This window comes from Methylomagnum ishizawai (genome assembly GCF_019670005.1).
Lineage (GTDB): Bacteria > Pseudomonadota > Gammaproteobacteria > Methylococcales > Methylococcaceae > Methylomagnum > Methylomagnum ishizawai.
Window position 1 is genome coordinate 3,793,039 of record NZ_AP019783.1, and the last position, 26,840, is coordinate 3,819,878.

The following is a 26,840-nucleotide window of genomic DNA, read 5'->3' on the forward strand; positions in this document are numbered from 1 at the left end:
CCCCGCCCGGGTTTCACGGCGCGATCTTCACCACCCGGCCGACCGAGGGCACACCGAGCTGGTTGAAAACGAACAGCAGGTAATAGCCCGGCGGGGCGATATTGGCATGGGCCGGCGTGAACACCCGTAGCTTTTCATCGGTCCCGCTCCAGCGGAACTCCAGATCGAAGAAGCGCTGCTCGTTGTTCCAATTATGGGTGTCGGCCCCGGCCCGCACCAAAGTGACCCGTTTCACCCCCCTGGCGGCCTTGAAACTTTCCATCCTCAGCGGATAGCCACGGTTCCAGGCCATGGTGGACGGGCCGCCGAGGACCAAGGGCCGACGGGCCAGCTGCCCCGACCCATCGGCCGCGAACAGATAGGGCGGGTAGTAAATCTCCGCATCCATGTTGCGCAGGGGGCCGGGCGCGCCACCCCCGCCCACCAAGACGGTCGCGTCCGGCAACAGCAAGGCCGTGGAATGATAGAGGCGGGCCTTGGCCGCGGCCGCGCCCAAGGTCCATCGGCCCGTGGCCGGGTTCCAGGTCTCCACGGCGTAGGCGGCCCCGCCGAGGGAGTTCGGCACCGACGAACCGCCCGTGACCACCACCTGGCCATCGGCCAGCAGGGTGGCGTTGCCGTGGTAGCGCATTTGGCTGAGCTTGCCGCTCGGGGCGACCACCGGTGCCGGGCCGTTGATATCGAGCACGGCCGAGGCTTGCTTCTCCTGCAAGAACAAAATCTTGCCCGGCGCGAACATGGCGTTGGGCAGGGTGGATGCCAAATCCACCAAGCCGGATTTGGGAGCCTTGGTCAAAGTCCCCGTGCCCGTGGGGTCCAGGTAATACGCCGCGCCGAAGTTGGTTTGGATGAACACCTTGCCGTTGGGGGCCTGCCAAGCCCTGGGATAGTACCAATTCCGCGCCCCGTAGGCTTCCGCGCTGGCGGCGGTGGACAACGAGCGCCAGCCCTTGCCGACTTCGTACACTTCGGGAATCTCGCCATAAATGGTCGTATCCGCCGTGTCCATCTTCCCCCCCATCACGACCAGTCCGCCGCCGGCCAGGGTCGCCAGGCTGGGATACCAGCGCTTCAAGACCATCGGCGGCTCCTTGACCATCTGGTTGCTGCGGTAATCGAACAGATTGGTATCGGCGGAAGGCATCCCCTGGGTGGCGGCGACCATCCTCACCGTCCCCGCCGCGACCATGGTCTGGCCGGTGGCGGGGACGAGCGCCTGCGCCGCACAGAAGATATTGGTCGCCGCCGGGGTCTTGGAATCCAAGGTGAGATGGGCCGCCGATCCCGTGCCCAAGGCGGGTTCCCAGACATCGTAGGCCAATTCGGGCTGATGCGTGCCGTTGAGATCGGTGCCGAAACTCAGCACCCGCCCATCCGGCTGCAACACCACATGGATGGGGATGAGCGGCCAATCCATCAGCGGCCCGAAAGCGCCCTTGCGATAGGCGTCCGGCCCCCCGTTGAAAGGCGGTGCCACCGTCGCGGCGCGGACCTCCGCGCCACCGCCCAGGACGCCCACCGCCGCCAAGGCGGCGGCCAGCACGGTACGGCTTTGTTTTTTGATCTGCATCGTTCATTGACTCCATTCATCGAAAAACCCACGCCTCCGCGAAGCACCCGGCTATCCAAAGCCGATCCTTGGCCCGGAATCCCCTGCCCCACGCACCCTAATCACCCATAAAACACAGGGTTATCAAGGCAGTCCCCCACCCCTTCCGGCCCGGCGGACTGGGCGTCCAGGAAACTGGCGGAGACAGCGGGTTTCCGAGGCCGGCCGCGTTCCCGAATGCCCCGGCTACCGGGCATGGACGGCATTATATAAGGCCCGGCTATTCCGCTAAGCGCTTCCGCATAGTGGAAAATACCTAGCCCGTAAAAACACCTACAGCGTTTTCGCCAGTTAGCCGGGATACCGCCCACAACCACCGGCCCCGCCCGGAAACCGCGTCCAAACGCCGCCGGCCCGCCCCACGGACGAAACCAATCGACATTCCCGCCCCGGCCCATTACACTGCGCGGCTGTTTTCCGCCGGGCCGCCCGACCGGCCCCGTGCGTCCACGCCACACCTACAAGGGGAACCGCCATGAATCCAGCCAGCCAAGCCCTCATCGAGAACTACTACGCCGCCTTCAACGCGGGCGATATGGATACCTTCCTGGGACTCCTGACCGACGACGTGGTCCACGACATCAACCAGGGCGAGCGCCAAGTGGGCCGCGAGGCGTTCCGCGAGTTCATGAACCGGATGAACCGCAATTACAAGGAACAACTGGTCGATATGGTCATCATGTCCAGCGAGGACGGCAGCCGCGCCGCCGCCGAGTTCGTGGTGCTGGGCGAATACCTCGTCACCGACGAAGGCTTGCCGGAAGCCAACGGCCAGAAATACCGCCTGCCCGCCGGTGCCTTCTTCGACATCCGCGACGGCAAGGTGGCCCGCATCACCAACTATTACAACCTCAACGATTGGATCGCCCAGGTCGGCGGCTAATCCCACACGGGACGCGCCCCGGCGCGTCCCGCCCGCGGCGGAATCAGGCGTGGCCTGATCCGATTCCTTCATGCTCCCCTCTCCCCGAGGGAGAAGGGACCCACCGGACCCCGCCCATGAGCGAAATCACCATCAAGCGTTTCACCGGCCACGACCCGGACCTGCCCGCCTATCTGCCCGACCTCGCCCGGCTCCGCATCCAGGTGTTCCGGGATTTCCCCTACCTCTACGACGGCACGGTCGAATACGAGGAGAAATACCTCAAGACCTACACCGACTGCGCCGAAAGCGTGATCGTGCTGGTGCTGGATGGCGAGCAAGTGGTCGGCGCGACCACCGGCCTCCCCATGGACGCCGAAACCCCGGAATTCCAACAGCCCTTCGTCGCCCAGGGCTACGACCCCGCCAAGATTTTCTACTGCGCCGAATCGGTGCTGCTTTCCGATTACCGGGGCCGGGGCATCTATCCCAAGTTCTTCGCCGAGCGGGAGGGCCATGCCCGCACCCTGGGCCGGTTCGACCTCGTGACCTTCTGCTGCGTGCAGCGGCCCGAGGACCATCCGCTCCGGCCCGCCGACTACGCGCCGCTGGACCGCATCTGGACCCAGTTCGGCTATGTCAAACATCCCGAACTCCACACCACCTACACCTGGAAAGACGTGGACCAAGCGGAGGAAACCGCCAAGCCCATGGTGTTCTGGCTCAAATCCTTGCGGGAGGCACGCTGATGGCCGCCCAAGCGTTCCGCCTCGCCACCGCGCAATACGACATCGGCTTCTTGAAGAATTGGGACGCCTATGCGGCCAAGATCGCCCGTTGGGTCGGGGACGCCGCCGCGAACGGCGCGAAGCTGCTGGTGTTCCCGGAATACTTCAGCATGGAACTGGCCTCGCTGTTCCCGGAGGAGGTTTACAAGTCGCTATCGAAGCAACTCGGCGAAATGCAATCGGTGTTGCCGGATTTCATGATGCTGTTCACCGACCTGGCCGAGCAGCATGGGGTGTATATCGTGGCGGGCTCGTTCCCGGTGCTACAGGCGGATGGCGGCTACCGCAACCGCGCCTTCCTGTTCCGTCCGGACGGCGGCGCGGATTTCCAGGACAAGCTGCAAATGACCCGCTTCGAGAACGAGCAATGGCTGATCAACGCCGGGGAAGGCATCAAGACCTTCGAGACCGAGTTCGGGCGGATCGGCATCAACATCTGCTACGACTCGGAATTCCCGATGATCGCCCGCAAGCAGGTGGAAGCCGGGGCCGATTTGATCCTGGTGCCGAGTTGCACCGATACCACCGCCGGTTATTGGCGGGTGCGGATCGGCTGCCAGGCGCGGGCCTTGGAGAACCAGTGCTATGTGGTGCAGTCGCCGACCGTGGGCCTTGCGCCCTGGTCGGAAGCGGTGGATGTGAATATCGGGGCGGCGGCGGTGTATACGCCGGTGGATTATGGTTTCCCCGATAACGGCGTGCTGGCTATCGGCGAGATCAACCAAGCCCAGTGGGTTTATGCCGAGATCGATTTGGCTGCCATCGCCAAGATTCGGCAGACCGGGCAGGTGTTCAATTATCGGGATTGGGACGGGCAGTTCCGGTGCGTTTGATTCCGCTATCCGCCACTGTCGGCTGAAAGCATGAAACCGCCACACCGGAACGCCTGGGAATAAAGATAGGCTTGGGCAATAACCCGCCCCCGGACCGGCCAGGAGCGGGCCGGTTCGCCGCTATTCCTTGCCGATCTGATAAAGCTCTCTCTCGTTGTCCTCGACGATCTTGCCGGTGGCGGCGTCCACTTCCAGCTTGATCTCGCCCTTGTCGGTTTGGATATCGAGCTCGTAGGAGGCGCTGCCATCGGCCTCGATCTCGTATTCGACCTCGACCACTTCGCCCGGATGGGCTTTCAAGGCGATTGCCTTGGCTTGTTCCAAGGTGATTTTGGCCTTCGCCTTGAACAGGGCGGCCTCGGCGTTATCGACCTCCTGTTCCTCCTCGGTGATCTTGCCTTGGTTGGCATCGCATTCGAGTTCCCAGCTCTTGCCATCCTTGCCGAGAATCTCGAATTCATAGGTGGGAACGCCGCGCTCGTCCTTGAATTCCAGCTTGACCACCTCGCCTTCGCGCTGGGCGAGGACCGCTTTCAGGCAGGCTTCCATGCCGGCCTGGGTCTTGGGTAGGTCGAGGGCCGCCGTGGCCGGGGCGGAAGCGGCGAGCGCCAGGAAAGCCCACAGGATGCGTTGCGGATTGCTCATGGTTGTTCTCCTTTAACATAAACAGTTGGATCCCCCCACCCGGATCGGGTTGGCAGGGATAACCGATTATAGGCCGCGCCGGATAAATGGCCGCGCCCGCTTTGAACAACCCCGGTGTCGTACCCGGTTCCAAACCGCGGCCTAATTCCTGAACAAGCCATATTCATAGGCGATATGCGCCATTTCCGCCGTGGTGCGGGCGTTCAACTTGCTTTTGACCAGGGTGGTGTAGTTCGCCACGGTCTTGTAGCCCAGTTGCAACTCGTCCGCCACCTCGCGGGTGGTCAGCCCCTTCGCCAGCAGGCAGAAAATATCGAACTCGCGCGGCGACAACTCGTTGAGCGCCGTCGGCCCGGTGTTCTTGATGAAGGTCTGCACCGCCAATTTCTGCGCCAGTTCCGGCTCCACATAGCATTCGCCCTGGGCCACCTTCATCACCGCCTCGACCAGGGTCTCGGGGGCGCAGCTCTTGGTGATATAGCCCCTGGCCCCGGCTTCGAGGGCGCGGGTCACATAGGCGTGTTCGTCGTGGATGCTGAACATCAGGATGCGGGCGGCGGGATCGCGGGCGATGATGCGGCGCAAGGCCGCCAAGCCGCCGATGCCGGGCAGGTTCAAATCCATGACCGTGACCATGGGCCGGTAGTCCTGGTAATACTGGCAGGCTTCCTCGCTACGCCCGGCCTCGCACACGACTTCCATGCTCCCGCTTTGGGACAGCAGCAGGCGATAGCCCGCCCGCACCACGGCATGGTCGTCCACCAGCATGACGGTGATTTTGGGATTCATCGGTTGGTTTCTCCGTAGGGAATGCGAATAGCGATGGCGGCCCCGCGCCCTGGGCCGGTGTCCAATTGGAAATGTCCGCCCAGGCCCGCCACCCGTTCCTTCATACCGGCCAGCCCGAAGCCGCGGCGGGGTTGCCCAGGGTCGAAGCCGCGGCCATCGTCGCGGAACGCCAGTTCGATCCAGCCCCCCGCCCCGGCCTCGGCCAACCCCAGGCGGATGGACACCTGCCGGGCCTCGGCATGGCGGGCCACATTGGTCAGGCATTCCTGGACGATGCGGTATAGGTGGATGCTGGCTTCCCCGGCGTATTCGTCCAGTCCGTCCTCGCACGCGCAGTCGATGGCGAGGCCGGGCTGGGCGACCCGCCAGTTCCCCACCAAATCCTCCAGCGAGGCGGTCAAGCCCAGTTCGTCGAGGATGCTGGGCCTGAGGCGGCGCATCATGGCGCGGACCACGCCGAACAAGCGGTCGCAGGTCGCCATGATATGGTCGGCGGCTTCGCGGTTGGCGGCGGCGTGGTGGCGGAGGGCGGCGGCCATGGCCTTGATCGCGGTCACGGACTGGCCGAATTCGTCGTGGAGTTCGCGGGCCAGGTGGCGGCGCTCCTCCTCCTGGATCGACATGGATTGGCGGATCAAGGCGCGGTTCTCGTCGCGGGATTTCTCCAGGGCGGCGGCCATGTGGTTGAACGCGCCCGAGATGCGCTGGAATTCCGGCAGGGAGAAACCGGGCAGGCGCTTGCCGTATTCACCTTTCTCGATGCCTTCCAGGCCGTCCATGATCTGCCCCACGGCGCGGAAGGCGCGGCCCACGGTGATATGCACCAAGCCATACACCGCCAGGGCCAGGGCCAGCAATAGATAAAGGAAACCTTCGGTTTCGCGCCAAGCCTCGGCGATTTCGTCGCCGCTTTCGGCCTCGATGCGGAGGGCCGCCCGCCCGCCCGCGCCATCGGACAGCAGCCTTTCCTCCACCACGGGTTCCGGCATGACCGCCCAACGGAACCAGCCCGGCGCGTCCGCCTCGGGCGCGGCGGGCGGCAGGTTGAGGACCGTGGCGGCTTGGCCGGCGAAATGGATGCGCAGGTGGCGGGTGCGCTCCAAGCGCCCCAATTGGGACAGCCAGACCGAATACGGGGTACCGCTAGGGCTGGCTTCCTTGCCCACGGCGGCTTGGCCCGCCTCGATCAATTGCAGGGCCAGGTTCACCGTGGAACGGGTTTCCTCCTCGACCGAACGGCTGGCGCTGTGGATGGCGAACACGAAACCCAGCCCGATGATCAGCAGCATCGCGGTCGCGATCATCACATTCAAACGGAAGCGCAAACTGAATCCGATCATGGCGTGGGGGTCGTTCAAAGGCTAGGTGGTGCCGGGACGCTCTAGCCTAACCCATCGCGGAGGCCAAACCATCGGGAGATATTCCCGAATACATCCGGGAAAAAATCCGAACGCCACACCCACCCCCACGCACCGCCCCACCCCGGCGGCAACGCCCACCGGGAAGATTTTTCGTCGTTTTGATGATTTTTTCCCGCCTGTATTGAGTCTGGATTCCGTATTTCCCCCCCGGTCCCGGCGGGCACAATGCGCTCCGGCAAACCCTGGGCTGTCCTGCTTCCGGGTAGCCCCTACAAGAACGACCGGACCTTAGGAGGAATCCCATGCAAATGCGTAAGCTGGCGGCGGCCGTCGGAGCCGTGCTGTTCACGACCGGCCTCGCCGCCGTATCCGGCGTGGCCTCGGCCAACGCCGACCTCGACCGGCTGTCCCACGACGACCGCAACTGGGCCATGCAGACCAAGGACTATTCCGCGACCCATTTCTCGAAAATGACGCAGATCAACGCGGACAACGTCAAATATCTGAAACCGGCCTGGACCTTTTCCACCGGCACCCTGCACGGCCACGAAGGCGCGCCGCTGGTGGTGGACGGCATCATGTACGTCCACACCCCGTTCCCGAACAATGTCTACGCCATCGATCTCAACGATCCCGGCAAGATCCTCTGGCAGTACAAGCCCAAGCAGAACCCCGCCGCCCGCGCCGTGGCCTGCTGCGACGTGGTGAACCGCGGCGTGGCCTACGTCCCGGCGGGCGACCATGGCCCGGCCAAGATTTTCCTGGCCCAGTTGGACGGCAATGTCGTCGCGCTGAACGCCAAGACCGGCGAAGAAATCTGGAAGGTGGAAAACTCCGATATCACCATGGGTTCGACCCTGACCGGCGCGCCCTTCGTCGCCAAGGACAAGGTGTTGATCGGTTCCGCCGGGGCCGAGTTGGGCGTCCGGGGCTATGTCACCGCCTACAACATCAAGGACGGCAAGCAGGAGTGGCGGGCCTACGCCACCGGGCCGGACTCCGACTTGCTGCTCGACGACAAATTCAACGAACACAACCCGCACTACGGCCAGTTCGGCCTAGGGCTCCAGACCTGGGAAGGCGACGCCTGGAAGATCGGCGGCGGCACCAACTGGGGTTGGTATGCCTACGATCCCAAGCTGGACATGGTTTATTACGGTTCCGGCAACCCGGCGCCGTGGAACGAAACCATGCGTCCCGGCGACAACAAATGGACCATGACCATCTGGGGCCGCGACCTGGAAACCGGCAAGGCCAAGTTCGGCTACCAGAAGACGCCGCACGACGAATGGGATTACGCCGGTATCAACTACATGGGCCTGTCCGAGCAGGAAGTGGATGGCAAAATCCAGCCCTTGCTGACCCACCCCGACCGCAACGGCCTGGTCTACACCCTCAACCGCGAAACCGGCACCCTGGTCAACGCCTTCAAGATCGACGACACCGTCAACTGGGTGAAGAAGGTCGATCTGAAAACCGGCCTCCCCATCCGCGACCCGGAATACGCCACCTACATGGACCACGAAGGCAAGGGCATCTGTCCTTCCGCCATGGGCTACCACAACCAGGGGCTAGAGTCCTACGACCCGGACAAGAAGCTGTTCTTCATGGGCGTGAACCATATCTGCATGGACTGGGAACCGTTCATGCTGCCCTACCGCGCCGGCCAGTTCTTCGTGGGCGCGACCCTCAATATGTACCCCGGCCCGAAAGGCACCCTGGGCCAGGTCAAGGCCATGAACTCCGTCACCGGCAAGATGGAATGGGAAGTGCCGGAGAAGTTCTCGGTCTGGGGCGGCACGCTCGCCACCGCCGGCAACCTGGTGTTCTACGGCACCCTGGATGGCTACATCAAGGCCCGCGACTCCCGCACCGGCGACCTGTTGTGGAAGTTCAAGCTGCCCTCCGGCGTCATCGGCCATCCGATCACCTACATGCACAACGGCAAGCAGTACGTCGCCATCTATTCCGGCGTGGGCGGCTGGCCGGGCGTCGGCTTGGTGTTCGACCTAAAAGACCCGACCGCCGGCCTCGGCGCGGTGGGCGCGTTCAAGGAACTGGCCCATTACACCCAGATGGGCGGTTCGGTGTTCGTGTTCGCGCTCAACTAAGCCAACGTAGGGTGGGCATGGAGCCATGCCCACCATTTCTCCGGCGCACGGTGGGCATGGACACATGCCCACCCTACATAGGAATTTCGATCTATGCGTTTCAAGCGCCTAGCGCTGCTGGCCCTGCTGTTCCCGCTGCACGGGACCGCCAACGCCGCCGAGCCGCTCAAGGTCTGCGCGGCGGAAAACGAGCTGCCCTATTCCAACCAGGAAGGCAAGGGCTTCGAGAACAAGCTGGCCGAACTCATCGCCGACGGTCTGGGCCGGACGGTGGAGAACGTCTGGTGGCAAGACCCGCGCTATTTCATCCGCGACCAGTTGGAGCAAGGTCTGTGCGAGGTGGTGATCGGCGTGGACGCCGAAGACCCCAGGCTGCTGACCTCGACGCCGTATTACCGTTCCGGCTATGTGTTCGTCTACCGCAAGGAAAAGGGCCTGAAGGTCGAGGACTTCGACAGCCCCTACCTGGCGAAGGCCAAGCAGATCGCCTTCATGCCCGATACCCCGGCGGAGTTGCTGCTGAAGAAGATCAACCGCTATTACGACCAGTTCAACTACCTGCAATCGCTGGTGGGCTTCAAGGCCCGGCGCAACCAATACGTGCGCTACGACCCGGAAAAGCTGGTGAAGGAAGTCGAATCCGGCAACGCCGACCTCGCCATCCTGTGGGGTCCGCAAGCGGCCCGCTATGTGAAGGCGGCGGAAGGCAAGCTGGAGATGCGGGTGATCCCCGACCACCAAACCCGGGCCGATGGCGAGAAGGTGCCGTTCCACTATTCCACCGCGGTCGGCGTCAAGAAGGACAACACCGCCCTGATGGACGGAATCAACCGGGTGCTTAGGGAAAAGGCCAAGGACGTCCAAGCCCTGTTGAAGGCGGAAGGGATTCCGCTGCTGCCATTGGACGAAACCGGAAGCGGAAGCCACGCGCCCCATAAACGCAAAAAGTAGGGTGGGCATGAGTCCATGCCCACCGGATGGGCGCGGATAACGCGCCCACCCTATTACGAAGAGGAATAATCCCCCGATGAAACCCAAGACCCATCAAGCCGCGTTCGCCTTCGGGCTGGCGCTGGCCTCGCTTTCGGCCCAGGCCGAGATCACCTTCCGCCACGCCGTCACCGGCGAAACCCTGAGCTTCGAGTACGGCAAGCCGGGCGGCGACACCGAGGCGTTCAAAAAATTCAAGGAGACCGGCAAGAACCCCTACAACGGCAACGCCGACGCCGTCGAGAAGGGCCATAGCCTCTACCTCACCGGCTGTTCCGGCTGCCACGGCCACGAAGCCGAGGGCAAGCTCGGGCCGGGTCTCGCCGACGATTACTGGACCTATCCGCGGGGCCTGACCGACGTGGGCTTGTTCGAGATCCTTTGGGGCGGCGCCCAGGGCATGATGGGGCCGCAAAGCACCAACATGAACGCCGACGAGATGCTCAAGGTCATGGCTTGGCTCCGCAGCCTGTACAAGGGCGATCCGGCCAAGGCCGAATGGCTGAAATGATTCCCCCCACCCCGACCGACAGGAGAGAAGACCCATGATGTTCAAGCACCTGTTCCCCGCCGTCCTGCTGGTGGCCGCGTCCAGCACCCAGGCCTACGACGGCACCCATTGCAAGGCCCCCGGCAACTGCTGGGAACCCAAGCCCGGCTATCCCGACAAGGTGGCCGGCAGCAAATACGACCCCAAGCACGACCCCAACGAGCTGAACAAGCAGGCGGAATCGATCAAGGCCATGGAGGAACGCAACCGCAAGCGCGTGGAGAACTACGCCAAGACCGGCAAGTTCGTCTACAAGGTGGAAGATATCAAGTAACCCCGTCGCGTGCGTCCCGCCCCCCCGGCGGGACCGCCAGAACGCCACACCTGCCCATCCGTGACTCATGCGCCAAGACCGTGAAGCCGAAATCGTATCGGCGATGTTAGGACTCGTTTTCGCCATCCTCGCCGTGGTGTCGTTGACCACCCGCCTGGGACTCTACGGGTTGTTGTTGTTCCTGTGCGCCGCGCTGGCCGCCACCGGCGTCCTGCCCGGACACTACCGGAGCCTCAAAGGCGCGTTCCAACGCGGCTGAAGCGCCCGCGTCCCACACCCTGCCGGAACCCATGAACCAGAACGACAAGCGCCTCGCCGATAGCTGGCCCCAGGCTTTGGCTTTCGAGGAACAAATCAAGAACGCCATCGTCGGCCAGGACCAGGCCGTGCGCCTGGTCGCCATCGCGGTGTTCGCCCGCGGCCACGTCCTATTGGAGGGCGGGGTCGGGGTCGGCAAGACCACCTTGCTGCGGGCGGTGGCGCGGGCCATCGGCGGCGAATGCGAACGCATCGAGGGCACCATCGACCTGATGCCCTCCGACCTGATCTATTACACCTACCTCGACGACCAGGGGAAACCCGGCGTCGCGCCCGGTCCCTTGCTGCGCCGTGGCGGGGGGCTTTCGACCTTCTTCTTCAACGAGATCAACCGCGCCCGGCCCCAGGTGCATTCCCTGCTGCTCAGGGTGATGGCCGAACGCGCCGTGACCGCCTTCAACCGCGAATACAGCTTCCCCCATCTGCAAGTGTTCGCCGACCGCAACCGGGTCGAGAAGGAAGAAACCTTCGAGTTGCCCGCCGCCGCCCGCGACCGCTTCATGCTGGAAATCGCCGTGCCGACGCCGACCCAGCCGGATATCCTGGACCTCCTCGCCTTCGAGCCACGCTTCCACGACCCCGACGCCCTGCTGGCCGCGGTGGCACCGGGCGTCCTGGCCTTCGAGACATTGAACGAACTGGCCGCCGCCATCCAGGCCGGCATCACCGCCACGCCCGCGCTCAAGACCTATGTGCGGGAGCTGTGGCGGGCGGCCTCGGAGCCGGAAGCCCTGGGCATCCGCTTGCCGGATGCCGATAGCGGCGATTTGATCGAGGCCGGACCCAGCCCGCGCGGCATGAGCCATCTGATCCGGGCGGCGCGGGTGCGGGCTTGGCTGGCCCAGCGCAGCCATGTGCTGCCCGAGGATGTGCAGGCGGTGTTTCCCGCCGCGATGGGGCACCGCATCTTCCTCAAGCCGGTGTACGAATACCGCCGCGCCGAACTGGTGCCCGAATTGGTGGGCCGCATCCTGCGCTCGGTGGCCGCGCCGTGAAACCCGCCGAATTCACCTACCGCGTTCCGGGCCGGGCCACGCATCCCCGCCCCGGTGCCCATCGCAGCCGACGGGACGGCGAAGGCCAGGCGTTCCGCCACCTCGCGCCCTTGTTGAGCCATCCCGATCCGCGCCGCCTCGACCTCAGGGCCAGCCTCACCGACCCCTTCGGCCAGTTCCGGGTGCGGCTGTACGAACAACGCTCCGCCGTCCAGGTGTTCGCCCTCCTCGACCTGTCCGGTTCCATGGGCCACCGGGGCGCGCATCCGAAAATGGCGGTGCTGGCCGATTTCGTCGAAGGTTTGGCGGCATCGGTCTACCGCCAGGGCGATACCTTGGGCCTTTGGGGCGCGGCGGAAAAAATCCACCCCGAATTCTGCCTGCCGCCAACCCGCCAACCCGGTCCGGCCTTCCGCCTGGCCGGGCGCTTGCGCCGCTACGCGCCGCATGGCAGCCATTGCCGGGGCTTGGGATTGGCCGGGCGGAGGCTGCCGCGCCGCCGCAGCTTGGTGTTCCTGGTGTCGGATTTCCATGCGCCCCTGGCCGCGCTGCGGGAAATCCTGGCCGGGTTGGCCCAGCACGACCTGGTGCCGGTGGTGATCTGGGATGAAGCCGAAACCCTGCCGCAAGGCCGGGGCTTGATCCGGTTGGCCGACCTCGAAGGCGGCGGCGACCAGCTCCTGGCCCTGCGCCCCGCGCTGAGGTCGCGCCTGGAAGACCAGTTCCGCCAGCGCCGCGCCCGGCTGGGCACGCTGTTCCACCAAGCCGGGCGCGAACCCTTGTTCCTGACCGGCGGTTTCGATGCCGACCGGATCAGCCGCTATTTCCTGGAGGCGGCATGAGGCTCCCGCCCCGGCCCTCCCGCAAGCTGGCCGCGGCCTGCGCCCTGGCGGTGGCGACGGGCTGGGCCGACGCCGCCCCCACGGTCCGCCTCGCGGCACCCCACGCCTACGGCTACACCGTCGGCGATACGGTCCGCCACGTCCTGACCGTGGACCCGGAACCCGGCGACCGGCTGGACATGGCTTCCCTGCCCCAGCCCGGCCCGGTGAACCGTTGGCTGGAACTGCGGCGGGTCGCGGTCGAACCGGGACCGGGCACCCAACTGAACATCGCGCTGGAATACCAAACCTTCTACGTCCCGCTCACGGTCAAGACGTTGGCGATCCCCGGTTTCAGCCTGCGCTTCACCGGAACCACCGGGACCACCACCGCCGCCATCCCCGCTTGGCCGTTCAGCGTATCGCCGGTCCATGGCCTCGCGGTCTTGTCCGGGGATGGCCTGGACGCCGTGCAAGCCGACGCGTCCCCGGCAGCGCCCGACACCGCCACACCGCTGATCCGCTCCGGCGGCTTGGCGCTGGCCGGATTGCTGGCCCTGGCCTATCTCGGCCATCTGCGCGGATTCTGGGGCTGGGGTCGGCGCGGACGGCATTTCCGCGAAGCGCGGCGTGCCTTGCGCCGTTTGGCGACCGGGGGCGGCGGCGAGGCGGCGGTGTTGCGGGCGGGTTTCGCCGTGGTGCATCGCGCCTTCGACCGCACCTTGGAAGAACCCTTGTTCGCCGAGCGGCTGCCGCAATTCTTCGCCGACCACGCGGCCTATGCCGGGATGCGCGGCGAGATCGAGGCTTTTTTCCAAGCCTCCTACGCCTTGTTCTTCGGCGAGGGCGGCGTCGGCAACTACGGTTGGGACCGGCTGGAAAACCTATGCCGCGCCTGCCTCCGCATCGAACGGAACCGCCCCGCATGAACCTCGGTTTCGCCCAACCCCTCTGGCTATGGCTGGCTCCCCTGGCCGCGCTGCCATTATGGCGCTCGCTGTTCGCGCCGGTCGGCTATCCCTGGAACCGGATGCTGCCGGACGATACCGGCTCGCGGGCGCTGGACTACGCCTTGCGCCTATTGGGCGTGCTGGCCTTCCTCGGCTTGATCCTGGGCCTGGCCGACCCGTACCTGCGGGAATCCAGCGTCGAACGGGTCGGCAAGGGGGCCAACCTCGTCCTGCTGCTGGACCGCAGCCGCAGCATGGACGACAGCTTCGCCGGGCGTGCGCCGGGCGGCGGCGAGGAAGCCAAATCGGCGGCGGCGGTGCGCTTCCTGGGGCGGTTCATCGACAGCCGCCCGCACGACCGCATCGGGGTCGCGGCCTTCAGCACCGGCCCCTTGTTCGTGCTGCCGCTGACCGACAACCGCGAGGCGGTGGCCGCCGCCGTGCGGGCGGCGGGATTGCCCGGCCTGGCCCAGACCCATGTCGCCAAGGGCTTGGCCCTGGCCCTGTCCTATTTCGAGGGCGGCGGTTCCCCCGGCTCGCGGGCGGTGCTGCTGGTCTCCGACGGCGCGGCGGTGATCGACCGCCAGAGCGAAGCCCTGCTGCGCCGCGCCTTCGTCGAGAGCGGCGTCCGGCTGTACTGGATTTTCCTGCGCACGGCGGGCAATCCCGGCTTGTTCGAGTTGCCGGACCCCGTGGACGACACCCCGGAAGCCCGCCCGGAACGCCATCTGCATTTGTTCTTCGAGAGCTTGAATATCCCCTACCGCGCCTACGAGGCGGAAAACCCGGAAACCCTGGGCCGGGCCATGGCCGATATCGACCGGCTGGAAAACCTGCCCCTGCGCTATACCGAGACCCGGCCACGCCAGCCCCTGGGCCTATATGGCTATGTCTTGGCCCTGGTGGCCCTGGCCGGGTTGGCGGTCGCCAAATACAGCGAGGTCGAGCCATGTCCGGCGCGTTGAGACAGCGCTTGCTGCTGGGGTTGGCGCTGCTGGCCCTGTCCGGCGCGGCCTGGGAACTCGGGCGATGGCGGGCGGCGCGGGACATCGCCGCCGCCCTGGCCGAATTCGCCGCCGGACGCGATATCGGCCCGGAACGGCGCTTCGACGCGGCTTTGCCGGTGCGCCTGGCCTATGCGCTGTACCTGGGGCGGCAGGAGCGCCACGCCGACGCCCAGGCCGAATTGGCCGAATTGGCGGGCGAAGGCGATCCGGCCTTCCACGTCGGCGTCTTGTACGACCTGGGCAATGTCTATCTGCGGCAAGCCTTGGCGACGGTCGAGCGCGGCGAGCCGGGACGCGCCGCGCCCCTGGCGGAATTGGCGAAGGATGCCTACCGCCGCGCCTTGCGGATCGATCCCGGCTTCCGCGACGCCAAGTACAACCTGGAAACCGCCTCGCGCCTATTGCCGGATTTCGACCCGGTGGACAACGGCAGCGAAGCCCCGGACGAGGAAGCGGCCCGCAAGCTCTGGACGCGGGTACCGGGCTTCCCGCGTGGGTTGCCCTGATGGCGGCACGGCTGTGGCGCGATGCGGCGGGACGGCGTTTGACGGCGGCGCTGTTGCTGGCCGGGCTGGCCTGCCTGCCCTGGGGCACCGAGCGGGAACAGCCGGTGTTCAATTACATCGCCGTGGTGGACATCACCCGCAGCATGAATGTCGAGGATTACCGGATCGATGGCGCGCCGGTCAGCCGTTTGGACTTCGTGAAGCGGGCCTTGCGCGGGGCGGTGGCCGGACTGCCCTGCGGTTCGCACTTCGGCCTCGGCGTCTTCACCGAGCGCAGCGCCGCCCTGCTGTTCGAGCCCATCGAAACTTGCGCGGGCTTCCCGGCCATCGCCGCCGCCCTGGACCGGCTGGATTGGCGCATGGCCTGGGCCGCCGATAGCCGTATCGCCGCCGGGCTGCTGAATACCCTGGAAAGCCTGGCCCGCTACGACGCCGACCTGGTGTTCGTCACCGACGGCCAGGAAGCCCCGCCGCTCAATCCGCGCTACCGGCCCCGCCTCGACGCGGTGCGCGGGAAGATGCGCGGGCTGGTGCTGGGGGCGGGGGGCTTGGTGCCCATGCCCATCCCCAAATTCGACGAGGCGGGCCGCCAAACCGGGTTCGTATCCCCGGACGAGGTGCCGCACCGTTCCACCTTCGGCCTGTCGGAAATGGCCCCGGAACAGATCGAGGGCTACCACGCCCGCAACGCGCCCTTCGGCAACGCCACGGTCGCGGAAACCGAGCATCTTTCGGCCCTGCGCGAGGATTACCTGCGCCAACTCGCCGCCGAAGGCGGGCTGGAATATCGCCGCCTCCTGGGCGGGGAAGGTTTGGGCCACGCCTTGTTGCGCCCGGAGTTGGCCCGAACGGCACGGGTCCGGACCGGGCTTTCCCATTGGCCCGCGGGCTTGGCCCTGGCCGCCTTGGTGGCGGCGTATGGGGTGGGCCGCGGCAGGACGACCATCGGCGATTGGACAGGCCGCGTCAAGGCGGCCATCGACGGTTGGAAGGCCCGGCCCTTCCGCCCGCGCAGGGCTGTTTTTCACGAAGAGGAGCGATAACCCCCATGTTGAAACTTGTACGCCCGGTCCTGGCCGGTGCCGCCTATCTGGCCGCGTTCAGCGCCGCCGCCCATGGCCCGACCCCGCAAAAGGTGGTCGAAACGGTCGAGATCGCCGCGCCCATCGACAAGGTGTGGCAGGCGGTCGAGGACTTCGGCGGCATCGCGGTCTGGAATCCCGCGCTCAAGGCCAGCGAAGGCAACGGCAACCAGCCCGGTGCCAAGCGCATCCTGACCTTCGCCAATGGCGAGAAGCTGGAGGAGGACTTGGACACCTACGACCCCGCCGCCCACGAATACGACTACCGCATGAGCCACGCCAACACCGCCGCGCTGCCGGCCAGTTCCTATTCGGTGGTGTTCCGGCTCACGCCGACCGGCCAAGGCACCCAGGTCGAATGGAAAAGCCGCTTGTACCGGGGCGATACCGGCAACGAACCGCCACCGAATTTGACCGACGAGGCGGCGGTCGAGGCGATGCGGAATTTCTTCCAAACCGGCCTCAAGCAGCTCAAGGCCCGGTTGGAAAAGGCGAATTGAACGCCGCGTGCGGAGCCGCGCCCGCGCCCGCACGGGACCAGGATTTCCCGCTGGAAACCGGGAAGACGCGCCGCCCCAGGGCGGGCAATGGCGCGGCCCGTGGGCAGGGACCGTCCACAGGCCGCATTGTGAATCCACTTCGACGAGGTACCCCATGATCTGGGAAACACCGGCCTACACCGATCTGCGTTTCGGTTTCGAGGTCACGATGTACATCTACAACCGCTGATCCAAAGCCCGCCGCAAACAGGCAAGGGACGCCGGGTTCCGGCGTCCTTCCCATTCACCCACCCCGCGGAGCCACGCCGTGACACCGAACCGACCCCTTCCCAGCTTGCTCGCCGGACTGCTGCTGGCCGTCCCCCTGGCCCAGGCCCAGGAATACCGCCATCCCTCGGGCTTCGAGCCCAAGCCGGTGTTCGAGGACGAAGCCCCGGCCCGCAAGCCTTACCCAGCCCAGCCGCCGACACCCGCCGCCGCGCCGCCGACCCCGGCCAGCCCGCCGCCGGTGGCCAAGGCCGCCGAGAATCCCCGCCAGCCCGCCGCCCTGGCCGGACACCCCACGCCGCCCCCGACCGAAACCCTACGCGAACCGGGCCAGGGCCATCACGACCCGTCCCATGCCCGGCCCACGCCGCTCGTCGAAGACGAAATACCGGCCCGCAAACCCTATCCGCCCCAGCCGGTCCCGGCGGCAGCGGCACCGGCACCGGCCCTATCCCAGCCGAAAGCGCCCACGACCACGGCCCCGCAGGCTTCCGCCAAGCCGGATCAAGCGCCCAAGCGCTACGCGGTGGCTTCCGCCAGGCCGGACGAACCGCCCAAGCGCCGCCCGGTGGCTCCCGTCCAGCCGGATGAACCGCCCGCGCCGGCGCTGGAACCGGCCCCCGCAGTTCCCGCCCCGTCGGCGAATCCGCTGGTGGAATACTACCCCTTCGGCTTGATCGCCCTCGCCCTGGCGGGCTGGGTCGCCTGGAATATCCGTAGCGCGGCCCGCGACTCCGAGGCCGGTCCCAAGGACCACCCGGCGGTACCGGCGAACCCATCCGGCCCGACCGGGGTGGCGCGTTATCTGAGTCGATTGGAAGCCACGGCGAAGGCGGAGCAAGGCACCGGGGTGGCCCGCTATCTGAGCCGCTTGGCGGCGGGGACGAAACCGGCGGATTCCTGAACCGGGCATTCCAGGCGGAATAGCGGGTCGTGACCCCAGGAACGCGCCACGACCCAGCGGCAGGGATCAGACCACCAGGAAGTCGCCGGCCGCGAGGGCGGCCACGCCGGTCAATTGCACGAATTGCACGGCGGCCCCCGGACCCGAAGCATCCGCGTCGTAATAAAGCTTGCCGGCGCCGAACAACAGGTAATCATCGCCGTCCAGGGCCGTCGTCCCCGCGACCAGGGAGCCGGGATTCAACGCGCCCACCGCCAGGGATTGGAACACGGCGTGGTCCAGCACCAACTGATCGATACCGGATTTGAAATCGCCGAGGGTGTCGAGATTGGCCGCAGCATCGAGCGGGGTTTCAAAATAGAACTTATCGGCCCCCGCCCCGCCCACCAGGATATCGTTGCCGCCATTGCCGTGGAACGCATCGGTGGCCGCGCCCCCCACCAGCATGTTGTTGCCGTTGTTGCCGGTATATTCCACGCCGACCTTCAACGCCGCGCCGTTGACGTTGATGGCGTCGGTGCCGGTGGTGACGGCGGTCAACGCGCCCGCCGCCATTTGGTCCTGGGTGCTGGGATACAGGGCGGAATCACGCGGCGCGTTGGTCCCGATAGTGACCTTCTCGATGGCGATGAAATTGTCCGGGGTCAGGGTCACGGTGCTTTCGATGGGCGTCACCGCGCCGCCCGTGGCGGTGATCCTGAGTTCGTCGAGGCCGTTGCCGCCGTCCATCACATCCCCGGCCACGAGTTCCGCCGAGCCGTCGCTGGCCTTGCCCACGGTAAAGGTTCCGCCATTGGCCGTGGTCGCCAAGCGGGTCACCAGGAAAATATCGCCGCCCTCCTCCCCATAAAGCTGGTCGGCCCCTTCGTTGCCGACCAATAGGTCGTTGCCGTCCCCGGCATGGACGGTGTCGTTGCCCAGGCGCGGCGTGATGTATTCGGTGCCGTCGCCGCCCAGGATGTCCTCGCTGGCGGCGGTGCCGTCATAGCGCACATCGCCGCCATTGAAGTGGATGGCGACCTCCACATTCTTGAACAGATAGCCGGTGCTGGCGTCGTCCAATTGGAAATCCGCGCCATCCGCCACTTCGATGGTCAAGGTTTCCACCCTGCCCCCGGCGACCCCTTCCACCAGCAGGCCAGGATTCAGGGTTTGGCCGCCCACGGTGTATTCCAGGGAATCCAGGGCGGTCTCGAACTGTTCCGAGGACATCGTGAGGTTGACGCCCTTGCCCAATTGGATTTTCTCGATATGGGTGAATTGCAGCTCGGAGATATCCATGGACTTTTGGATATAGAGGGTATCCTGGCTGGCATAGCCGATCTGGGCGGTCAGGGTACTGCCCGAATAAACCACCTGGGCATCGGAAATCTGATCGTCCGTGCCGCCATCGATAATCCGGCCCGCCACCGGTGCCTGTTTGAAATAAAAGCTGTCGCTGCCCTCGCGGCCATCCAGATGGCCCGGTCCCTTGATATTCAAGAATATATTATCCTGGGAGAGGTCTATCGCCGCTTTGCTCGAAGCCTGGGATTTTGTTGTCATAAGAACCTTTTCCAAATGCGTTAGAAGTGCCTGGGAATATTGGGAAAACCCAGCCCTGACCAGGGCGCTGGATTTTTATTGATTTTATATCCCGAAACAATGGGAGGTTTTCCCGAATATCTCGGGAAAACCTCCAAAACCGGGCATAACGGGTGCGGGGCGGACTCAATACCGATACTCGATCCCGGCCCAGAACCCCCTGGGCGCTCCCGGCGCCACCATGGTCGTATTCAGCCAATCATTGGAGTTGTAGTTCCACCCGCTCGGGCCGGTCGTGCCCTGGTCGCGGGGCGAAAAGGGATTGATCCCCAAACGGCCCGCCGTGAAATAACCCTTGTCGAACAGGTTGTTGACCAGGGCGAAAACCGACAGGCCCGGCACGATTTCATAGCTGGTCTTGAGGTTGAACACGACATAGCCCGCCACGCTGCCGACATTGGTGAAAGGCCGGTTCGGGACATAGGCGTAGCCGGTGCCGGTGGAGCGCCGCACATATTCGTATTCGCCGGCCCGATGGTCGTTGTTCTCGTTGCCCCGGACGAAGGAGGACGAATGGGCGATCATGGTCAGGCCGAAATCCCATTCCGGGGTCAGGTGCAGGTTCAGCGACAGGTTCACGTTGTGCAGGGGCACGCCCGGAATCCGGTCCCCCGGATCGACCCGGATCATGTCCTGGAGCGCCGCCGTGGGACGGCCCTGGGCGTCGTAGGCCACTTGCGAGGGCGTCGCGACCTGGGCGCTGCTGTTATAGGGGCTCAGCATGAACAGCGTCGATTGGAAACTCGCGTCGGTGTAGCCATAGCCGAAACGGAGGTCGGCGATGCCCAGCTTGCCCGACAAGCCCAATTCGATCCCCTGCCGCCGGGTGTCGCCGATGGTGTCGAAGAAACTGCGGGTGGCGGTGACGCCGACCAGATAGATATCGTTGCTCAGGTCGGTGCGGTAGACCCCGGCGTTCCATTCCCAATCGCGGAACAGCTTGCCGCGCAGCCCGAATTCGTAGGTGCGGGCGAAAATCTGCGGCAGGAACGGATCGCCCGACAACGTGGTGGGCAGGGTGCAGGCACCGCCTATCGAGGCGAGGCTGCGCGGGACTTGCGGCGACTTGGGGTCGCTGGGGTCCTGGGCCACCAGGGTCGAATCGTAGGCGCACCCCAGTTCGACGCTGGACGGGGTGCGGGTGCCCTGGCTCCAATTGAAATACAGGTTCAAATCCTCGACCGGCAGGACGCTGATGCCCACAGAGGGGTTGAAGGCGTTATAGGCGAATTCTTCCGAGGTGGGCCGCTCGCTGTATTGGCCCAGGCCGTAATAGGGGTCTTGCGACAGCCAGACATCGCGGTCCCAATTGGCCTTGAGGTTGTAGTTGGGCTGGGCCGGGCAGGAGGCCGGGTCGGCGCTGGGACAGACCACCACGGTGGGCCGGTAGGTGTCGAGGTCGAGGATATCGGCCAGATTGTCGTAGCCGGCCCGGCTCCGCGCCTTGAGCCGGTTCTTGACGCGGGTATGGTTGAAGCGCCCGGCCAGGCTCAGATGCACATTCTCCCAGGGCGAGAAGGTTTCGCTGAAATAACCGCCATAGATGATCGACTGCCCGGAGAACACGTTGTTGCGGATATCCTCCTGGGACGCCGTGAACACCGGGTCGATCCGGGCGGGATCGGCATAGACGCGGTGGGCGGCGTCCATCAAGCCCAGGCGCTGGCTGCTCTCGAAATCGGAAGCGGTGGAATCCACCGAGCCGCCGACCATGAACTTGTGCCGCGGCAGGTTCCAATTCAATTGCAGGGCCGCGCCGTCGGTGATCTGGCCGATATCGGTCTTGTTCAACACACCGATGGGCGTGCCGTCCACCCAACCCCGCGACGACAGGCCCGCCGCCTGGTTGCGCCGGTCGCCGGCCGCGCCGTTGCGCGGGCCGGAAGCGGCGGACACCGGCTGGTAATTGGCCCGGCCACAGCTGTCGCCATTCAAGGGCGGCACCAAGGTCACGGAGTCGCGGTTCTTGGCGTTGACCAGCGCGTTGACGCTGCCCGCGTCGATCACGCCGTCCTGGTCGCGGTCGAAAGCGTAATCGGGCACGCCGTCGTGGTTGATATCCTGGTACTGGCAGACCGGCTGGCCGTTGGTGGTACCGTCGGCGACCAGGGGGTTTGACCAGCCGTTCTCCATCTCGCGGAAATCTTCGTAGACATCGCCCGCCACGGTGTTCCGGCTGCTATCGCGGCGGTAGATCTGCCCGGTCAGATTGAACTGCCCGGTGAAGCGGTATTCCCCACCCAGGGTGTACTGTTGCAGATTGTTATGGGTCTGGTCCGGCGAACTGAACACGGCCTGGGGGCGTTCCTCGTAGAGTTCCGTGGGTACCAGCCCGTTGCCCAGCAGGTCGTTGCCGATCAGGAGCGCCGCCGCCCTGAGGTTGAACTGCTCGCCGCGCCAGTCCACCCGCGCGAAGCCTTGCAAAACCTGGGTGGGCGAATTGTCGCGCCAGCCGTCCTCCGAGAAGCCATTGAACGACAGGAAGCCGCCCAACACGCCGTTGTTGGCCCCCGCCGCCAATTGCCCCTGCTTCCGTCCCCACGACCCGCCCTGGAAGCTGACATCGACGCCGGGATCGTCGAAACCGTTCTTGGTGCGCAGCACCAGGGCACCACCCAGGGTGTTCAAGCCGAACAAGGGATTGGAACCCGGAAACACCTCCACGCTCGACAAGGCGTTCAGCGGGATCAAATCCCAATTCACCACATCGCCGAAGGGTTCGTTGACGCGCACGCCGTCGAGGAACACCGACAAGCCCTGCGGCGTGCCGATCTGCGGCGAGGCCGAAAAGCCGCGGTAGCTGATATCCATCTGGAACGGATTGCCCTGGTAATCGTTGACGTTCACCGATTGCAGCTTGCTGTTCATCAGTTCGCCCAGGCTGTTGGCGCGGGATTGCTTGATGTCCTCGCTGGTGAGGGTTTGCACGTTGCCGGGGATTTGTTCCTTTTCCAATTCCAGCCCGCCGAGGGGTCCGACTTGGGTGGTGGGCTTGTGCGCGGAGACCTCGACTTCCTCCAATTGGACGGCCCCGCCCGCCTCCAACGGCGCGGGTTCGCCCGCTTCCACCGGCTCGGCCAGCACCGTCCCCGGCCATTGGATCGCCCCGGACAGCATCGCCACGGCCACCGTCCGGCCCCCCCCCGAACACGCTGACAATATTCTCCCCATTATCCCGATTGCCGACCTTATCGATAAGAATCCCCAGAAAGCCATAAATACCATCACCTATATTATGTGATGGTATTTTTAAACTCCCAAGTTGCTTTTTATTATAGGGTTGCATTTTTATCGATTATTGGCAACAGGAAGATTTCCCGGTTGATTCGAGGAAAAAATCCCAATCATATTAGGGATGCCATCCTATTGCCTTGCCGACATGATTCATTACCCTATGCGGCCAAGCAAAAATATCGCCGGATCGATGTCCGTGGACACGTTGGGGCACGGTGCCACAGGGGCATCATATGATGAACTCCCTAGGCAACCCTGGGAGCGACGACGGAAGCCTGGAGCGCGGACTTTAGTTTGCGCGGGGCCATCCATTGGGCAGGCCAAAGCCCGCCCACCAGGAAACCCTATCTCGCGGCACCCAACATCGTCTTATAACAACCCGGCCCAGCCTGATTTCGCCATCAAACCCAATCCTGTTCCAAATGCCCGATGAACCCGCCGAAGCCCGCCAATAAAGCCCCCGCCAACCCGCGCCATACCGGGGCAAACCCTGTTGGCGGACCGGGATGGATACCTCTTATCTTTGGAGTATTTTTGCTGGGTGCGGTGTTGGCGGTGACGATGGAAAGCCACGTGGATTCATCCCTAGGCGACACATCGCCCGCCAGCGCCGGGCCGGTCCACTCCCGAGCGGCAACACCACGCCCATCCGCCAAAACGGGCCGGAACGCCGAACCGGCGATATCCGGGCTACAAGCCGGGTCCGAACCCGCGCCCGTGCCACCCAAGCCGGCGAAGCGGGAACCGGGAACCTTCCGGGGCGATTGGGGCGAGACCCCGACCTATCAAAAGAACGACCGGGTGAATTACCAACGGGCCGGCTACCTCAGCCTCCAGGACGACAACCACAACCAGCCGCCGGATATGGCCCCGGATTTCTGGAAGCGGGTCAGGCCAGCCCCGGCCAGCCCTGAGGCGGCCTGCCAACATCCAGGACCGGGGGCGCAATTGGGGGAATGCGATTTCACGGAAGCGGTCAGCCTGAACGGCCTGGACCTGAGCGGGGCGGACCTGTCCAAGGCCCGGTTGAGCGGGGATTTGGGCGCGGCCAACCTGAGCGGGGCCAATCTGAGCGGGGCGGCGGTGCTGGGCACGTTGACCATCGGCCCGGAGACCCGGCTGGACCATGCCAATCTCTCGGGACTGCAATCCGGCGGCAACAACCCCCTGGTCGCCGAACGCGCCGACCTCACCGGCACCGATTTTTCCAAGGCCACGCTGTACGGCGCCCACCTGCGCGCCGCCACCCTGGACAACGCCAACCTGTCCGGGGCCACGCTGACCGGCGCGGACCTCACCGGAACCCGCCTGGACAAGGCCGATTTACGCGGCAGCGACCTGAGTTTCGCCCAATTGGCGACGGCCCGACTCCCAGGGGCCAGCCTCGCCCAGGCTGATCTGACCCAGGCCGATTTGAGCGGGGCCGATTTCTCCGGGGCCGGTTTGGGTGCCGCCAACCTGGCCGGTGCCCAGATCGCCGGGGCGGATTTTTCGGGGGCCGATTTGCGCGGGGCCAACTTCGCGGACGCGCAAGGGGCCGATACCGCCCAGGTGGACGCTCGAACCGACTTCACCGGGGCGGTCTGTCCCGATAGCGCGAGGGTGGACGGCGTCCAGGCCACCACCTGCGTGGGACATGGCTTCTGAGTCCACATCCCCGCTTGCCCGGCAGCCCGGCCCGCCTTGGGGAGTTTCTTCAACCCGATAGGGAATAACCACAATGAACGATATGCTCATCAGAATGGCCGTCGCCGCCGTCGGTCTCGGCGCGGCGGCGAACGCCCTGGCCACCGGCTTCGTGACCCTGCCCGCCACCGGCTTGGCCGTGCCGGGCGGCACCTCCGCCTATGCCAGTTGCAATACCACCGGCGATTTCGGCTCCAACCCCAACGGCTCGACCCCGCCCACGACCAAGGCCAACAACACCTGCGCCATTTTCCGCGCCGACGACAACACGCCGCCCCTGGCCGGCTATGTCCGCAAGGCGTCGGTCACGCGCAATATCGTGATGAAGAACGGCTATACCAATAACACCAGCGTCACCGTCGGCACGGTGATCGACGAGGTGTGGCGCAGCGGCACCAGTTGCATCTATGCCGCCAAAATCAGGCTGGACAACGTCGATTACGACCGCCGCAGCGCCAGCCCCGGCAAGCAATATTTCGAGATCAACGACTTCCTGCGGGCCGGTTTCAAGAACCGCGGCCCGGTCGCCGCCGCCTACCACTTCAGCAAGTCCCAACCCGCCGCCGACGACGTGCTATACCGGGCCGGCTTGACCTACACCTCGGTCGTCCACGAACCGGGCGACCCCGCCCAGCCCTTGACCAAGTTCGCCCCCATCAGCCCCAACTGGGTGGATTTCACCTCGGATGTGAATTTCCTGGACCCCGATGGCTCCTCGGTGCGCGATTCGTCCTGGTTCTTCGTGCGTAGCGCCTGCACCTCGGCGGCACCGGCCGAACTGGCCGGCGCGTTGCGCTTCCGCCAGATGGGCCAGGAAGACCAACCCTTGATCGAGGTCAGCATCCCCGGCTTCGCCCCGGCCAACGCCAATACCAATCCCTAGGGTTTTGGGCCATAGGCCGTAGGGGCGGGTTTATCCACCCGTCCATCCGCCCCTACAGATTCGATCCGTATCTCCAAATGTCCGGCCTTCCATCAATCCAGGACACATCGATGAATCTCCGCAAAATCCCCGCTTCCTTCCCGCTGCTTTCCGCCTTGGCCCTGTCCGCCCTGGCTTTCCATCCCGTGGCCGAGGCCGCCCGCGTGCCCATGGCGTTCAACGGCACCTGGGACGCGGGCATCAAATACCGCAAGGGCGATGTCGTGATCCACAACAACGCGATCTACCAAAGCCTGGCCGGCAAGAACCTTGGCGTCGAACCGGGCACCAATGGCGGCAAATGGCAGCTGGTGCTGGCCCAATCCAGCGGCGGCACCACGCCCACCCCGGCCGGGCAGGACTGCACGAAACCCAGCGTCGGCGGCAATCTGGCCGGTTGCGACCTGCGGGGGGCGGCGGCCAAGCTCAAGGACCAGAAACTCGGCGGCATCAACCTGACCGGGGCCTTCCTGGATGGCGATATCGGCGGCGTCGATCTGACCGGCGCCCTCTTGCGCGGTGCCGTGCTGGGCACGTCCTATGCCGACGGCAAGCTGTTATCCCTCACCCTGGGCACGGGCGCGGTCTTGAATTTCGCCGACCTGACCGGCGCGACCTCGGGCTCCGGCAACACGCCCTTGATCGCGCCGGGGGTGTCGTTCAAAGGGGCCACCCTGGCCGCGGGCAGTTTCCCCAGCGCCCAACTCAAAGGGGCCGACCTGAGCCTGACCGCGATGGACAATATCGACCTGAGCGGCGCGGACCTGTCCGGCGCCATCGTCATCGGTGCCCGGATCGGCAACGGCGTTTTGTTCGCCTGCGATCTGTCCGGGGCCAATTTCGAGGGGGCCAACCTGGAGCGGGCCAATTTCGACACGGCCAAACTGGTGTCCGCGACCCTGACCGGGGCCAACCTGCGCGGGGCCAACCTGGGTTCCGCCGATCTGACCGGGGCTTATCTCGGCAATGCCAACCTGGCCGGGGCGGTCAACGGCGAAACCGCCCTCCTCGGCACCGACCCGGTCACGGGCCAAACCACCGAGTTCGAAGGCGCCATCTGCCCGGATGGGGTCAAGGTCGATGGCCTCGCCGCCACCACCTGCCTGGGCCATGGCATCGGCACGCCCTGAGCGGCTGTGCCGGACCTAGGACCATGGATCGAGAGCGGCCCACCATCGGGAAAAATTCCCGGCCATAAAAAGGAATTTCTCCTATATGGCGTAGGGCGCTTATCTCTTACCCTTGGGCGCGG

General features: G+C 65.3%; 26 protein-coding genes. 20 read left to right on the plus strand and 6 right to left on the minus strand.

Features of this window, described 5'->3' with window-relative positions:
- Positions 1-13 precede the first annotated feature (13 nt).
- On the minus strand, positions 14-1,570 hold the full coding sequence (locus tag K5658_RS17185; protein ID WP_221064314.1) for a galactose oxidase early set domain-containing protein: 1,557 nt from the start codon (positions 1,568-1,570) through the stop codon (positions 14-16).
- A gap of 514 nt (positions 1,571-2,084) precedes the next feature.
- Between K5658_RS17185 and K5658_RS17190 the strand changes: the two genes are divergently transcribed.
- The 3 genes from K5658_RS17190 (at position 2,085) to K5658_RS17200 (ending at position 4,092) form a co-directional block, all read left to right on the plus strand.
- Complete coding sequence (locus K5658_RS17190; protein ID WP_221064315.1) at positions 2,085-2,492, plus strand: ketosteroid isomerase-related protein; 408 nt, start codon at positions 2,085-2,087, stop codon at positions 2,490-2,492.
- Between the two features lie 116 nt (positions 2,493-2,608).
- Positions 2,609-3,220 (plus strand): GNAT family N-acetyltransferase, encoded by a 612-nt coding sequence (locus K5658_RS17195; protein WP_221064316.1) that lies wholly within the window; start codon positions 2,609-2,611, stop codon positions 3,218-3,220.
- Positions 3,220-4,092, plus strand: coding sequence for a carbon-nitrogen hydrolase family protein (locus tag K5658_RS17200; protein WP_221064317.1), 873 nt, complete (start codon positions 3,220-3,222; stop codon positions 4,090-4,092). Before K5658_RS17195 ends, K5658_RS17200 begins: the two co-directional genes overlap by 1 nt.
- Before the next feature lie 120 nt (positions 4,093-4,212).
- Here the strand turns inward: K5658_RS17200 and K5658_RS17205 are convergent, their stop codons facing one another.
- The 3 genes from K5658_RS17205 to K5658_RS17215 all read right to left on the minus strand — a co-directional run bounded on the left by K5658_RS17205 (position 4,213) and on the right by K5658_RS17215 (position 6,866).
- The gene (locus K5658_RS17205) at positions 4,213-4,737 is read right to left on the minus strand and encodes a PepSY domain-containing protein (protein WP_221064318.1); all 525 of its coding nucleotides are present in this window, start codon (positions 4,735-4,737) and stop codon (positions 4,213-4,215) included.
- A gap of 141 nt (positions 4,738-4,878) precedes the next feature.
- A complete protein-coding gene (locus K5658_RS17210; RefSeq protein WP_085215486.1) occupies positions 4,879-5,526 on the minus strand; it encodes a response regulator in 648 nt (215 codons plus the stop codon).
- Positions 5,523-6,866: a sensor histidine kinase gene (locus K5658_RS17215; protein ID WP_246628479.1), complete on the minus strand. Its 1,344-nt coding sequence runs from the start codon at positions 6,864-6,866 to the stop codon at positions 5,523-5,525. The genes K5658_RS17210 and K5658_RS17215 overlap by 4 nt, the downstream gene beginning before the upstream one ends.
- Before the next feature lie 323 nt (positions 6,867-7,189).
- On the opposite strand from K5658_RS17215, the gene K5658_RS17220 reads away from it, so the two are divergent.
- From K5658_RS17220 to K5658_RS17285, 14 genes are all read left to right on the plus strand, one after another.
- Complete coding sequence (locus K5658_RS17220) at positions 7,190-8,998, plus strand: methanol/ethanol family PQQ-dependent dehydrogenase (RefSeq protein WP_221064319.1); 1,809 nt, start codon at positions 7,190-7,192, stop codon at positions 8,996-8,998.
- 93 nt (positions 8,999-9,091) lie between these two features.
- A complete protein-coding gene (gene moxJ / locus K5658_RS17225) occupies positions 9,092-9,949 on the plus strand; it encodes a methanol oxidation system protein MoxJ (protein ID WP_221064320.1) in 858 nt (285 codons plus the stop codon).
- A gap of 76 nt (positions 9,950-10,025) precedes the next feature.
- Entirely contained in the window at positions 10,026-10,499 is a 474-nt protein-coding gene (moxG, locus tag K5658_RS17230; RefSeq protein WP_221064321.1) for a cytochrome c(L), periplasmic, read from the plus strand.
- Positions 10,500-10,533: 34 nt separating this feature from the next.
- The gene (locus K5658_RS17235; protein ID WP_425515872.1) at positions 10,534-10,812 is read left to right on the plus strand and encodes a methanol dehydrogenase [cytochrome c] subunit; all 279 of its coding nucleotides are present in this window, start codon (positions 10,534-10,536) and stop codon (positions 10,810-10,812) included.
- A 67-nt stretch (positions 10,813-10,879) separates the two neighbouring features.
- Entirely contained in the window at positions 10,880-11,071 is a 192-nt protein-coding gene (locus tag K5658_RS17240) for a hypothetical protein (RefSeq protein ID WP_221064322.1), read from the plus strand.
- Between the two features lie 31 nt (positions 11,072-11,102).
- A complete protein-coding gene (locus tag K5658_RS17245) occupies positions 11,103-12,125 on the plus strand; it encodes an AAA family ATPase (protein ID WP_221064323.1) in 1,023 nt (340 codons plus the stop codon).
- Positions 12,122-12,967 (plus strand): DUF58 domain-containing protein, encoded by an 846-nt coding sequence (locus tag K5658_RS17250; RefSeq protein WP_221064324.1) that lies wholly within the window; start codon positions 12,122-12,124, stop codon positions 12,965-12,967. The genes K5658_RS17245 and K5658_RS17250 overlap by 4 nt, the downstream gene beginning before the upstream one ends.
- Positions 12,964-13,875: a nonribosomal peptide synthetase MxaA gene (locus K5658_RS17255; RefSeq protein ID WP_221064325.1), complete on the plus strand. Its 912-nt coding sequence runs from the start codon at positions 12,964-12,966 to the stop codon at positions 13,873-13,875. The genes K5658_RS17250 and K5658_RS17255 overlap by 4 nt, the downstream gene beginning before the upstream one ends.
- Entirely contained in the window at positions 13,872-14,861 is a 990-nt protein-coding gene (locus tag K5658_RS17260) for a vWA domain-containing protein (protein WP_221064326.1), read from the plus strand. Before K5658_RS17255 ends, K5658_RS17260 begins: the two co-directional genes overlap by 4 nt.
- Positions 14,846-15,409: an MxaK protein gene (locus tag K5658_RS17265; RefSeq protein WP_221064327.1), complete on the plus strand. Its 564-nt coding sequence runs from the start codon at positions 14,846-14,848 to the stop codon at positions 15,407-15,409. Before K5658_RS17260 ends, K5658_RS17265 begins: the two co-directional genes overlap by 16 nt.
- Complete coding sequence (locus K5658_RS17270) at positions 15,409-16,452, plus strand: vWA domain-containing protein (protein ID WP_221064328.1); 1,044 nt, start codon at positions 15,409-15,411, stop codon at positions 16,450-16,452. Before K5658_RS17265 ends, K5658_RS17270 begins: the two co-directional genes overlap by 1 nt.
- 5 nt (positions 16,453-16,457) lie before the next feature.
- Positions 16,458-16,991 carry an SRPBCC family protein gene (locus K5658_RS17275; RefSeq protein ID WP_221064329.1) on the plus strand — a complete coding sequence of 178 codons (534 nt, stop codon included), beginning with the start codon at positions 16,458-16,460 and terminating at the stop codon, positions 16,989-16,991.
- Between the two features lie 154 nt (positions 16,992-17,145).
- Complete coding sequence (gene pqqA, locus K5658_RS17280; protein ID WP_221067012.1) at positions 17,146-17,220, plus strand: pyrroloquinoline quinone precursor peptide PqqA; 75 nt, start codon at positions 17,146-17,148, stop codon at positions 17,218-17,220.
- Positions 17,221-17,298: 78 nt separating this feature from the next.
- Positions 17,299-18,162 carry a hypothetical protein gene (locus K5658_RS17285; protein WP_221064330.1) on the plus strand — a complete coding sequence of 288 codons (864 nt, stop codon included), beginning with the start codon at positions 17,299-17,301 and terminating at the stop codon, positions 18,160-18,162.
- 66 nt (positions 18,163-18,228) lie between these two features.
- On the opposite strand, the gene K5658_RS17290 is transcribed toward K5658_RS17285, so the two are convergent.
- Both K5658_RS17290 and K5658_RS17295 read right to left on the minus strand, forming a co-directional pair.
- Complete coding sequence (locus K5658_RS17290; protein WP_221064331.1) at positions 18,229-19,707, minus strand: calcium-binding protein; 1,479 nt, start codon at positions 19,705-19,707, stop codon at positions 18,229-18,231.
- Between the two features lie 165 nt (positions 19,708-19,872).
- Positions 19,873-22,905, minus strand: a complete 3,033-nt coding sequence (locus K5658_RS17295) for a TonB-dependent receptor (protein WP_246628480.1) — start codon at positions 22,903-22,905, stop codon at positions 19,873-19,875.
- Positions 22,906-23,697: 792 nt separating this feature from the next.
- On the opposite strand from K5658_RS17295, the gene K5658_RS17300 reads away from it, so the two are divergent.
- The 3 genes from K5658_RS17300 to K5658_RS17310 all read left to right on the plus strand — a co-directional run bounded on the left by K5658_RS17300 (position 23,698) and on the right by K5658_RS17310 (position 26,718).
- Positions 23,698-24,627 carry a pentapeptide repeat-containing protein gene (locus K5658_RS17300; protein ID WP_221064332.1) on the plus strand — a complete coding sequence of 310 codons (930 nt, stop codon included), beginning with the start codon at positions 23,698-23,700 and terminating at the stop codon, positions 24,625-24,627.
- A 73-nt stretch (positions 24,628-24,700) separates the two neighbouring features.
- Positions 24,701-25,549: a hypothetical protein gene (locus K5658_RS17305; RefSeq protein WP_221064333.1), complete on the plus strand. Its 849-nt coding sequence runs from the start codon at positions 24,701-24,703 to the stop codon at positions 25,547-25,549.
- Between the two features lie 110 nt (positions 25,550-25,659).
- Positions 25,660-26,718: a pentapeptide repeat-containing protein gene (locus tag K5658_RS17310; protein ID WP_221064334.1), complete on the plus strand. Its 1,059-nt coding sequence runs from the start codon at positions 25,660-25,662 to the stop codon at positions 26,716-26,718.
- Positions 26,719-26,840 lie beyond the last annotated feature (122 nt).